Raw genomic sequence first — 11,466 nt, 5'->3', positions numbered from 1 at the left:
AGTCGTTTGATGCAAATTATTTTTGAAAATAAATCCTAGAATCAGCGTATATCAAGGTTTACGCTGGGTTTTTCTTTATCGCTACACTGTTTTAGAGAAGATTGACCGTCGAGTCTGATTTAGCTTAAAGGGATAATTGAACAAAAGATGAATAAAATAGGGTTGACACAGCAGGCTTGTCACGTTAAAAAGTCAGTATAGAACATTTTAATTTAAGAATAATTAGTTAACTTTAATGAATATTTATAGTGGTAACATTCTCCTAGGTCTCTTTCTTCTCTTACGCAAAATTTGCGCGGAGTCCTTTGTGTTACTTGCTAAATAAGTTTACTTGCATTCACAAACCCCGCGCTAACAGCCGCGGGGTTTTTTGTTTCTGTACCCAATTGATTTTTAGAACAAACAAATAGACGAATGACTTGCTAAACACTTTTAATGGCGTCGCAGTTATTTGTTAGATAACCGAACAAACTTTTACCTGAACAACAAAGTTCGATGGAGAAAACTGATGTCCAATAGAGTCATAATATTTGATACCACATTGAGAGATGGTGAGCAGGCGTTAGCAGCAAGTTTAACGGTTAAAGAAAAGCTGCAAATTGCTCTGGCGCTTGAGCGCTTGGGTGTTGATGTTATGGAAGTGGGTTTTCCTGTGTCATCGCCAGGTGATTTTGAATCAGTGCAGACCATTGCTAGAACAATTAAAAACAGCCGTGTTTGTGCATTATCTCGTGCTCTTGAAAAAGACATTGATGCAGCAGCTCAAGCGTTATCTGTTGCTGAACAGTTCCGTATTCATACTTTTATTTCTACATCGACTATTCACGTTGAAAGCAAATTAAAACGTTCATTTGATGACGTGCTTGATATGGCTGTTGGGGCTGTTAAATATGCTCGCCGTTTTACAGATGATGTTGAGTTTTCGTGTGAAGATGCGGGTCGAACACCTATTGATAACCTATGCCGTATGGTTGAACAAGCCATTAAAGCGGGTGCTCGCACCATTAATATTCCTGATACCGTGGGCTATACCGTGCCAAGCGAGTTCGGCGGCATCATTCAAACGCTATTTAATCGTGTACCTAATATCGATCAAGCGGTGATCTCAGTGCATTGTCATGACGATTTAGGTTTGTCTGTGGCTAACTCTATTACTGCTGTTGAGCATGGCGCTCGTCAAATTGAATGTACTGTAAACGGTATTGGCGAACGAGCGGGTAATTGTTCATTAGAAGAAATCGCCATGATCCTATCGACGCGTAAAGGTTTATTAGGGCTTGAAAGCAATATTAATGCAAAAGAGATCCATCGCACCTCTTCATTGGTGAGCCAGCTATGTAATATGCCTATTCAAGCGAACAAAGCTGTAGTGGGCACCAATGCGTTTTCTCATTCATCAGGCATTCACCAAGATGGCATGTTAAAAGCGAAAAACACTTACGAGATCATGACACCAGAAAGCATTGGTTTGAATCGTAATAATTTAAATATGACATCACGCTCAGGCCGCCATGTCATTAAGCACCGTATGGAAGAAATGGGTTACCAAGCTTCCGATTACGATATGGATAGCCTTTACGAGCAATTTTTGAATTTAGCGGATAAGAAAGGTCAAGTATTTGATTATGACCTAGAAGCCTTAGTGTTTATGGAAGCTCAATCTCAAGATGATGATCATTACGCATTACAACATTTAATGGTGCATTCAGACTCTACAGAAGGCGTGGCAACTGCCACAGTGCGTATTACGGTGGATGGTAAAGAGATGACAGAAGCGGCGACCGGTAATGGTCCTGTTGATGCTGCGTACAATGCCATTGCAAGAGCAACAGACCGCACCATCAATATTACTAACTACAAATTAGGTGCGAAAGGTGAAGGTCAGAATGCCTTAGGCCAAGTTGATATTACCGCAGAATACAATCAGCAAACTTTCCATGGTCTAGGGTTAGCAACAGACGTGGTTGAATCCTCAGCACAGGCGCTCGTTCATGTGATGAACTTAATTTATCGTGCAGATAAAGTAGCTGATTTTAAACAACAGATTCATAAAGATAGGGAGTTAGGTGGAGTATGAGTTATCAAGTAGCAGTATTAGCAGGGGATGGTATTGGTCCTGAAGTAATGGCTGAAGCACGCAAAGTGCTAAAAGAAGTTGAAGCCAGATTTGCACTAAATATTGAATATGCTGAGTACGATGTTGGTGGTATTGCCATTGATAACCATGGTTGCCCGTTACCAGAATCAACTTTGAAAGGTTGTGAAGCTGCAGATGCCGTATTGTTTGGTAGTGTTGGTGGCCCTAAATGGGAACATCTAGCCCCTAATGATCAACCTGAACGTGGCGCGTTGTTACCGCTTCGTGGTCATTTTGATTTGTTCTGTAATTTACGTCCTGCCAAGTTGCATACAGGACTTGAACATATGTCACCGCTGCGCAGTGATATCTCATCACGTGGTTTTGATGTGTTATGCGTCCGTGAGTTAACGGGTGGTATTTACTTTGGTAAGCCAAAAGGGCGCCAAGGTGAAGGCGCTGATGAAGAAGCGTTTGATACGATGCGCTATAGCCGCCGCGAGATTGAGCGCATAGCTCGCATTGCTTTTGAAGCTGCTCAAGGCAGAAGCAAAAAAGTGACATCAGTCGATAAGGCTAACGTTCTGGCTTGTTCAGTATTATGGCGAGAAGTTGTTGAAGGTGTCGCTAAAGATTTCCCAGATGTAGAGCTGGAGCATATCTATATTGATAACGCGACAATGCAATTGTTACGTCGTCCGAATGAATTTGACGTCATGTTATGTTCAAACTTATTTGGCGATATTATTTCTGACGAAATTGCCATGTTGACTGGCTCGATGGGGCTATTGTCATCTGCGAGTTTAAATAGCAGTGGTTTTGGTATGTATGAACCTGCTGGTGGCAGTGCACCAGATATTGCCGGCCAAGGTATTGCCAATCCAGTGGCACAAATTTTATCAGCTGCCTTATTGCTGCGTCATAGTTTAAAGCTTGAAGACGCTGCCAGTGCGATAGAGCGTGCGGTAAGTAAAGCCTTGTCTGAAGGTTATTTAACGGGCGAGTTATTAAGTGCTGATGAACGCCAAAATGCTAAAACAACGTCAGAAATGGGCGATTTTATCGCTAATGCTGTTAAGGAAGGTGTGTAATGGCAACTCAAGCAAGTGGTGCTCAGACTCTGTATGAAAAAGTGTGGGATGCCCATGTACTGGCATCGCCAGAAGCTGAGGCGCCGATTATCTATGTGGATCGCCATTTGGTTCACGAGGTGACATCACCGCAGGCCTTCAGTGGTTTAAAAACCGCAGGGCGTAAACTCCGCGCACCTGAAAAAACCTTTGCAACCATGGATCATAATATCTCGACATTGAGCGCGAGCTTAGATGCGATGAGTCCAATGGCACGTATTCAAGTGGAGACATTAGCGCAAAACTGTAAAGAATTTGGCGTTAAGCTTTATGATATTCACCATCCTAACCAAGGTATTGTTCATGTAATGGGGCCAGAATTAGGCATTACACTTCCTGGTACTGTCATTGTTTGTGGCGACTCGCATACGGCGACACATGGGGCATTTGGTGCATTGGCATTTGGTATTGGTACCTCAGAAGTTGAGCATGTGTTAGCAACCCAAACTATGCGTCAGCTGAAAGCGAAAACCATGAAAGTGGAAGTACGTGGTCATGTCGCTGAAGGCATTACAGCAAAAGATATTGTGTTAGCCATCATTGGTCGCTTAGGCATGGATGGCGGTACTGGTTATGTCGTTGAGTTCTGTGGTGACGCTATCGAAGCGCTATCAATGGAAGGTCGCATGACATTGTGTAACATGGCCATTGAAATGGGCGCTAAAGCAGGCATGGTTGCGCCCGATCAAACCACTTTCGACTATCTTGAAGGGCGCGAGTTTTCTCCTAAAGGCGATGACTGGCAGCAAGCCGTTGCGGATTGGACTGCATTAAAAACCGATCCAGATGCAAGCTTTGATGCAGAAGTGATTTTAGACGCTGCCGATATTGCACCACAATTAACTTGGGGAACAAATCCAGGTCAAGTGGTTCCGATTGATGCAGAAGTGCCAAATCCAGCGAGCGAGCCAAATGCGACAGTGCGTAGTAGCATGGAAAAAGCCCTTGAATATATTGGCCTAACTTCTGGTACCAAAATGGTTGATATTCCGATTAATAAAGTCTTTATTGGTTCGTGTACTAACTCTCGTATCGAAGACTTACGTGCAGCTGCGCACCATGCTAAAAACCGTAAAGTCGCTGATGGCGTCACTGCGATTGTGGTTCCAGGTTCTGGACAAGTTAAATTACAGGCAGAAGCAGAAGGGTTAGATAAAGTCTTCCTCGATGCTGGTTTTGAGTGGCGCTTACCGGGTTGCTCTATGTGTTTAGCAATGAATGATGATCGATTAGAAGCTGGCGATCGCTGCGCATCGACCAGTAATCGTAATTTTGAAGGTCGCCAAGGCCGTGGCAGTCGAACACATTTGGTGAGCCCTGCAATGGCAGCTGCAGCTGCTATCGCTGGTCATTTTGTTGATATCCGTAAGCCTTATTAATCCATTACCACTAGAAGAGAGAAACAGATGCAAGCTTTTACTCAACATACTGGTCTAGCGGTTGCGATTGATAGTGCGAATATCGACACTGACCAAATAATTCCTAAGCAATTCTTATCAAAAGTGACAAGGGATGGCTTTGGGGTACATTTATTCCATGATTGGCGTTATTTAGATGAAGCGGGTGAGCAAGATAATCCAGATTTTTCATTAAATTTACCTCGTTATAAAGGTGCGTCGATTTTATTAGCTCAAGAAAATTTTGGCTGTGGTTCAAGTCGTGAACACGCACCATGGGCGTTAGCCGATTTTGGTTTGCGTGTGGTCATTGCCCCCACTTTTGCTGACATTTTTTATGGCAACTCGATCAATAATGGTTTATTGCCAGTTAAGTTAACTCACGAACAAGTCAATCAATTGATGGCAGAGGTTGAGGCCAGTGAAGGTGCGAATATTACCGTTGATTTAGTGTCGTTAACGGTGACCTCACCAACTGGGAGTGTTTTCGATTTTTCGATTGCTGAATCAGCTAGACATAAGCTATTAAACGGCTTGGATGCAATTGGCTTAACCTTAGAGTATGCACAGGCAATTACGGACTATGAGGCGAATATACCTGCTTGGCGTGGTTAATCGCCATGACAATATATCTGCGATTAGCGACGTAATTTTAAACAGATTTAATCAAATTGTTGCTATTGGGCTTAAAATTAACATTTAGGCTTACACTTGTACCAAGTTTATATTAGCTAAAGCCCTTACTATGATAAGTAAGGGCTTTTTTATTGGTTGATATAAATTATATTGGCTTAATAGTTTGATTTTTAAGGTTTTATCTTTTTATCTTTCATTGTTTTACACAAAGGTAGTGAAACTCACTGCTTTTTTGGGAACACTTGCGTCCAGTAATATATTTTTGTTATCTGCTTGATATTTAAGTTTTTATTATTCTGTTTGATATTTTTCTATTGGCTCTTAGCGAGTATTTTTTAAAAAACGTCTCTGAGAGGGTGTTTTTGGTGTGAGCTGTGTCACCAAAGATGTTTTCTGTTACTGGTTTTGTAGTTATTTACTCTGTTTTAAGGCTTTGGCTTGTAAATTTATTCTGCATCAGTAAACTTGCCGCGATTTCAAATTGAGCAATTGCTCTAATGATGTAAGAGATTAAGCAAACATTAGATTTGCTACAAACAGAGACTAATAATGAAAAAGACACTATTGACTGTGGCAGTAAGTGCCATGCTTTTCGGGGCAACGACTCAAGTGAATGCAGCTGGTTTTCAGTTAGCGGAATACTCATCAACGGGTTTAGGCCGTGCTTTTGCTGGTGAAGCGGCAATGGCTGATAATGCTTCGGCTCAAGCAAGAAACCCTGCAATGTTAACTTACCTTGAAGGTCGTCAACTTTCAGCAGGTGCGATTTACATCATGCCAAATGTTGATGTTGTAGGTGACGTTAGTATTTCTTCTCCAATATTAGGTCCTGATCCTGTCATTATTGCAGCGGATGCTACTGATTTTGCTGATAGTGCGGTTGTGCCTAACTTTTATTACTCTAATCAGTTGAATGACAACTGGACTTGGGGTTTAGCGGTTAACTCAAATTACGGTTTAGCGACAGAGCTTGATGCAACCCATCCAGCGTCTTTATTTGGTAATGAAACTGGGATTACAACTGTCGAGTTTAACCCGAATATTGCTTATAAAGTTAATGAAGCATTCAGTGTCGGTGCCGGATTACGTGTGGTGTATGGTGAAGGCCATGTTGGCGCATCTATGCCGGGTTGGATTGATGGCGTGAAACAAGCCGTTCCTGCTCTGGCCCCTCAACTTCCTGATGCAGGTGCGAGCCTTAAGTATATGGAAGGTGACGATATTGCCTTAGGTTGGCAATTAGGCACAAGCTGGCAGATCAATGAAGCGCATCGTTTAGGCTTTGCTTATCACAGTGGCGTTGAACTTGAGTTAGATGGCTTTGCATCTGGCTTATTGTACGATGGCGGTCAAGATGTGCACATTGAAGGCTACTTACCGATTGAGTTACCAGCATTTGCTGAATTAGCTTCACATCACCAATTAACTGAAAACTGGGCAATGCATGCAAGTGTAAACTGGACTCAGTGGAGTGTTTTTGATGAGTTAGTAGCATACTTCCCTGGCGAAACTAAGCCAATTGACTCAACAACGGGTTTACCATTGGAGTCTGATTTAGTTAAAGAAGAGAACTTCAAAGATAACTGGCGTTTTGCTGTCGGTACAACATACCAACTTAACGACAAGTGGTTAGTTCGTGGCGGTATGGCGCTAGATCAAGGTGCTGCGCAAGACGAATACCGTTCAACAACAATCCCAGATTCAGATCGTTTATGGTTCAGTGCTGGTGCAGGATATCAAGCAACGAAAAACTTAACGGTTGATTTTGCTTTGACCTACATCAAAGGTGTGGGGGACGCGCCAATTGACGAAACTCAAGACCTACTGGGTTTAGCATCAGTTAATTATAGCGGTGATGTTGAAGCTGATGTTTGGTTAGCTGGTATTCAATTAAGCTATAAAATGTAATTTGAAACTGTAGATTACATTGAAAAAGCCTCGCACTCGCGGGGCTTTTTTGTAGGCTAAATATAGCTTACAGCACAATTATTCTCATTGTGAGTGTAACGGACTTGAGATCGGTGATTATCCGTCTTAACTTAGTAAAGATAATTTTTACAGTGTTATATAGCGCAAGCGTGCAGAACACTTTTTAAAATAACACTGCTGACAATCTATAGGTAGATAATGACTTCTAAGAAATATGTTATTGCGCTCGATCAAGGTACGACAAGTTCTAGGGCGATTGTATTCGATCACAATGCCAATATGGTTGCTGTGGCGCAAAGAGAGTTTTCTCAGATATATCCTCAAGCTGGGTGGGTAGAACACGATCCGATGGAGATTTGGTCGTCGCAAAGTTCGTCATTAATCGAAGTCTTAGCAAGGGCGAGTATTAGCGCTGATGAAGTGGCATCAATTGGCATCACAAATCAACGTGAAACAACAGTGGTGTGGGATAAACGCACTGGTAAGCCAATATACAATGCCATTGTTTGGCAATGCCGTCGTAGTCAAGCTATATGTCAGCAGTTTAAAGCGGATGGGTTAGAGGAGGATATTAAGTCTGCCACAGGTTTAGTACTCGACCCTTATTTTTCTGCCAGTAAAATTAAGTGGATTTTGGATAATGTTGAAGGTGCGCGTGAAGAAGCCCAAGCGGGCAATTTGTTGTTTGGCACAATAGATACTTGGCTAGTGTGGAAGTTGACTCAAGGTAAAGTGCATGTAACCGAGCCGACTAATGCGTCACGGACGATGTTGTTTAATATCCATCAGCAGCAATGGGACGAAAAACTGTTAAAAGCGTTTGATATTCCAAGTGCAATGCTGCCAGAAGTGAAACCTTCTTGTGCTGTTTATGGCACAACCACGATTGCTGGTGGTGAGATTGCCGTTGCTGGCATGGCGGGAGATCAGCAATCTGCGTTATTTGGTCAGCTTTGTTTTGAGCCAGGAATGGCCAAAAATACTTATGGCACAGGCTGTTTCTTATTAATGAATACAGGCCAGAAAGCCGTATCATCAACTCATGGCTTATTAACCACTGTAGCAATTGGTGGAGACTTATCGGTAAATTATGCATTAGAAGGCTCAGTGTTTATGGGCGGTGCTGTGATTCAATGGCTTCGTGATGAAATGGGCTTGATTCAGGATGCACAAGACACGGAATATTTTGCTAATAAAGTGGAAGATACCAATGGAGTGTATTTGGTACCTGCATTTGTTGGTTTAGGAGCACCTTATTGGGAACCTGATGCTCGTGGCGCGATTGTCGGTCTGACTCGTGGCGTCAACCGCAGTCATATTATCCGTGCAGCATTAGAAGCGATAGCCTATCAAAGCCAAGATTTACTTGCAGCAATGAGCCAAGATTCGGGAGTCCCGTTGACTCAAGTTCGCGTCGATGGCGGTGCAGTTGCAAACGATTTCTTAATGCAGTTTCAAGCTGATATTAGTGATGTGGATGTGATTCGACCTCAGGTTACAGAAACTACGGCGATGGGGGCTGCATTTTTGGCTGGGCTTGCTGTTGGTTTTTGGCAATCAACTGCTGAACTTAATAATATCGCAGCTGCCGATAAAACGTTCTTTGCATCGATGGAAGCCGATGTACGCAATCGTTTATATTCAGGTTGGAAAAAAGCTGTCCAACAAACAGTGTAATGGTGAAGTTTACACTTCTATATCGATATGTCTTGCAGGTGATTTAGTATCTGCGGGTTGAGCTTGGTTTGTATTAGGACGTGATATAGCTGCATTTGGGGTTGATGTGTTTGGTGGCAATTGCGATTGCGGCGCTTCATGACTATCAGCATCTAAGGCATTACTGTTGCTTACCTTTTTGACATCTCGTTTAAAACTACCCACTTGCTTTGGTGGTGTTGCTGTTATGGCATATATGGTGTCTAAGCTCATGATGGCCTCCTCATGGTTGTCGATAAATGATGGATCTAAGTCGATTCATATACTATATCGGCAATCTTTGGTTAGTATTTAGACAATTTAAGTATAACTTTGTTTCATCTTTCTTGGTATTTTCCCTTTTGCTTATACGCAATGGTCATTTTTGACTCACATATGCTGCTCTGTTTTATATATCATTCAATACAACAAAATGCGCTGGTTAACGGCAATCATTACTGCCAGTCAGTTATCGACATCATGTTTTCGGTGGATTTTTATTTTTATTTTGCCTGTAAGATCGACCCTATTTGTTATTTTTATATGAAAATGGTCACAATTTGGATCAAATTCCCCACATTCTTTACTGAGATGAACGCTGTTATGTCTATGGTTTCGTTCATTTACCCATCTAAAAACCACTTTTATCCACTCGCTTATCATTAATTAAAATTTGCTGCGAACCCGCTTCAGAACTGGATTTAATTAATGTTGTCATCCCTTGACAATACTTGTGTTGTGTCCCTAAACTTAAGGGTTGTGGGGAATTGTGGATATTTGTGGGAAATTTAATAACAAATTATAGGATTTGATGACCGTGTTTCGGGGTGCCAGTGCAATAAATATGGATGCAAAAGGACGGATCGCTATTCCAATGCGATACCGAGAATCCTTGCGCGCCGAGCACGAAGGCATTGTGGTTATCACGGTTGATATTCAATCACACTGTTTACTGATCTATCCGATCCATGAGTGGGAATTGATTGAAGCCAAGTTATTACAATTGTCTGACACAGATAAAGTCGAACGCTCTATGAAACGTAGATTACTCGGTCACGCTCACGAATGTGAGTTGGATGGCAATGGACGTGCGCTTGTTCCACCTGCATTAAGACAATATGCCAGCTTACAAAAGAAAACGATGTTGGTGGGTCTACTCAATAAATTTGAATTATGGGATGAAGCTGCTTGGCAACAACAGATGGATGAAAGCCATGAGTTGATTCAAGCTGAAGATCTCGCAAACCATGAAAGATTAGCTAATTTTTCATTATAAATAACCCAATTAAGAAGAGTCTAATGAGCCAAGAATTTGCCCATTTATCTGTACTACTAAAAGAAACCGTTGATGGTTTAAATATCCATGAAGATGGCATCTATATCGATGGCACCTTTGGGCGTGGTGGTCATTCTAGGCATGTATTAAGTCAACTTGGTGACAATGGACGTCTAATTGCGATCGATCGTGATCCCCAAGCTATTGAAGCGGCTAAGCAATTTGCTGATGATCCTCGCTTTCAGATTGTTCACGGAGGTTTTGGCCAATTGGCTGACTACGTTACTGAGCTCGGGCTTAAAGGCAAAATTGACGGTGTGTTATTGGACTTAGGCGTGTCATCGCCTCAGTTAGATGATGCTGAACGTGGTTTTAGTTTTTTACGCGATGGTCCACTAGATATGCGAATGGATAACAGCCAAGGTCAAACGGCTGCTGAGTGGATCGCCAAAGCAGAAATTGAGGACATGGCTTGGGTTTTTAAAACCTACGGCGAAGAGAAAAATGCGCGTCATATTGCCCGATGTATTGCTGCTGACCGTGAAGAAACGCCTTTTTTACGCACAAAAGATTTAGCCGATCTAATTGCTCGAATTACTAAAAATAAAGAGCGTAATAAGCATCCAGCGACACGTGTTTTCCAAGCTATTCGTATTTATATCAATAGTGAGCTTGAGCAAATTGAGCAAGCGTTAGAAGGCGCAGTTTCAGTATTAGCGCCAGAAGGCCGCTTATCGGTGATCAGTTTCCATTCTTTAGAAGACAGAATGGTAAAACGTTTTATTCGTAAAAATAGCCAAGGTGAAAGCGTGCCACACGGGCTACCGATAACAGAAGCGGAAATAAATAAATCGAGAAAGCTAAAAGCGATTGGTAAAGCCATGAAGCCGTCGGATGTTGAAATTGAGCAGAATCCACGAGCACGAAGCTCGGTGTTACGCGTTGCTCAACGTCTTGATTATTAGTTATTGAGCACAGCGACATCATAAAGAGGTTAATTTGGGACAATCATCAATAAAATTATCACGCATTGTGATTGCCGATATCTGGCGACATAAGTGGATTTTATTATTGTCGATGGTGGTGTTAGCCAATGCGGTAGGGGTGGTTTATACCAGCCATGCCACGCGTAAGTTGACCTCGCAGTTAGATCAGCTTTTACAAGAGCGGGATCGTTTAGATATCGAGTGGCGCAATTTGTTACTCGAAGAGCAATCTAAGTCTGAGCATAGCCGTGTTACTCGTATTGCTACTAAAGATTTAAAAATGGTTCGACCCTTACCTAAAGAAGAAGTGGTTATCAGGCTGCAATAACAGAAAAGGAAT

10 protein-coding genes are annotated in these 11,466 nt (G+C 42.2%); 9 read left to right on the top strand and 1 reads right to left on the bottom strand.

Annotated elements, in window-relative coordinates; translation table 11 throughout:
• The first annotated feature begins 508 nt into the window (after positions 1 to 508).
• The 6 genes from leuA (at position 509) to glpK (ending at position 8,846) form a co-directional block, all read left to right on the top strand.
• A complete protein-coding gene (gene leuA, locus J8L86_RS09350; protein WP_055025219.1) occupies positions 509 to 2,077 on the top strand; it encodes a 2-isopropylmalate synthase in 1,569 nt (522 codons plus the stop codon).
• The gene (gene leuB, locus J8L86_RS09345; protein WP_211029997.1) at positions 2,074 to 3,168 is read left to right on the top strand and encodes a 3-isopropylmalate dehydrogenase; all 1,095 of its coding nucleotides are present in this window, start codon (positions 2,074 to 2,076) and stop codon (positions 3,166 to 3,168) included. Before leuA ends, leuB begins: the two co-directional genes overlap by 4 nt.
• Positions 3,168 to 4,586 carry a 3-isopropylmalate dehydratase large subunit gene (gene leuC / locus J8L86_RS09340; RefSeq protein ID WP_065110090.1) on the top strand — a complete coding sequence of 473 codons (1,419 nt, stop codon included), beginning with the start codon at positions 3,168 to 3,170 and terminating at the stop codon, positions 4,584 to 4,586. Before leuB ends, leuC begins: the two co-directional genes overlap by 1 nt.
• A gap of 27 nt (positions 4,587 to 4,613) precedes the next feature.
• Positions 4,614 to 5,219, top strand: a complete 606-nt coding sequence (leuD, locus tag J8L86_RS09335) for a 3-isopropylmalate dehydratase small subunit (RefSeq protein ID WP_211029995.1) — start codon at positions 4,614 to 4,616, stop codon at positions 5,217 to 5,219.
• A gap of 570 nt (positions 5,220 to 5,789) precedes the next feature.
• The gene (locus tag J8L86_RS09330) at positions 5,790 to 7,148 is read left to right on the top strand and encodes an outer membrane protein transport protein (RefSeq protein WP_211029993.1); all 1,359 of its coding nucleotides are present in this window, start codon (positions 5,790 to 5,792) and stop codon (positions 7,146 to 7,148) included.
• Positions 7,149 to 7,367: 219 nt separating this feature from the next.
• Complete coding sequence (glpK, locus tag J8L86_RS09325; protein WP_211029991.1) at positions 7,368 to 8,846, top strand: glycerol kinase GlpK; 1,479 nt, start codon at positions 7,368 to 7,370, stop codon at positions 8,844 to 8,846.
• Between the two features lie 9 nt (positions 8,847 to 8,855).
• Here glpK and J8L86_RS09320 read toward each other — a convergent pair whose 3' ends face one another.
• Positions 8,856 to 9,098 carry a hypothetical protein gene (locus J8L86_RS09320; RefSeq protein ID WP_055025213.1) on the bottom strand — a complete coding sequence of 81 codons (243 nt, stop codon included), beginning with the start codon at positions 9,096 to 9,098 and terminating at the stop codon, positions 8,856 to 8,858.
• 583 nt (positions 9,099 to 9,681) lie between these two features.
• Between J8L86_RS09320 and mraZ the strand changes: the two genes are divergently transcribed.
• From mraZ to ftsL, 3 genes are read left to right on the top strand one after another with little or no spacing between them, the layout of a single operon-like run.
• Positions 9,682 to 10,140, top strand: a complete 459-nt coding sequence (gene mraZ / locus J8L86_RS09315) for a division/cell wall cluster transcriptional repressor MraZ (protein WP_055025297.1) — start codon at positions 9,682 to 9,684, stop codon at positions 10,138 to 10,140.
• Positions 10,141 to 10,163: 23 nt separating this feature from the next.
• Positions 10,164 to 11,105, top strand: coding sequence for a 16S rRNA (cytosine(1402)-N(4))-methyltransferase RsmH (gene rsmH / locus J8L86_RS09310; RefSeq protein ID WP_055025212.1), 942 nt, complete (start codon positions 10,164 to 10,166; stop codon positions 11,103 to 11,105).
• Positions 11,106 to 11,139: 34 nt separating this feature from the next.
• Positions 11,140 to 11,454: a cell division protein FtsL gene (ftsL, locus tag J8L86_RS09305; RefSeq protein WP_055025211.1), complete on the top strand. Its 315-nt coding sequence runs from the start codon at positions 11,140 to 11,142 to the stop codon at positions 11,452 to 11,454.
• Positions 11,455 to 11,466 lie beyond the last annotated feature (12 nt).

It is taken from the genome of Shewanella sp. MMG014, assembly GCF_018100775.1.
In the GTDB taxonomy this organism is placed as follows: domain Bacteria; phylum Pseudomonadota; class Gammaproteobacteria; order Enterobacterales; family Shewanellaceae; genus Shewanella; species Shewanella japonica.
Note: the sequence above shows the minus strand (reverse complement) of the source record. Positions and strands in the feature narration are given on the sequence as shown.

What these genes read in the sequence shown, in the direction of transcription:
- leuB (WP_211029997.1), top strand. Translation starts at nt 2,074, where the DNA reads ATGAGTTATCAAGTAGCAGTATTAGCAGGGGATGGTATTGGTCCTGAA.
- leuC (WP_065110090.1), top strand. Translation starts at nt 3,168, where the DNA reads ATGGCAACTCAAGCAAGTGGTGCTCAGACTCTGTATGAAAAAGTGTGG.
- J8L86_RS09320 (WP_055025213.1), bottom strand. Translation starts at nt 9,098, where the DNA reads ATGAGCTTAGACACCATATATGCCATAACAGCAACACCACCAAAGCAA.
- glpK (WP_211029991.1), top strand. Translation starts at nt 7,368, where the DNA reads ATGACTTCTAAGAAATATGTTATTGCGCTCGATCAAGGTACGACAAGT.
- rsmH (WP_055025212.1), top strand. Translation starts at nt 10,164, where the DNA reads ATGAGCCAAGAATTTGCCCATTTATCTGTACTACTAAAAGAAACCGTT.
- leuA (WP_055025219.1), top strand. Translation starts at nt 509, where the DNA reads ATGTCCAATAGAGTCATAATATTTGATACCACATTGAGAGATGGTGAG.
- leuD (WP_211029995.1), top strand. Translation starts at nt 4,614, where the DNA reads ATGCAAGCTTTTACTCAACATACTGGTCTAGCGGTTGCGATTGATAGT.
- J8L86_RS09330 (WP_211029993.1), top strand. Translation starts at nt 5,790, where the DNA reads ATGAAAAAGACACTATTGACTGTGGCAGTAAGTGCCATGCTTTTCGGG.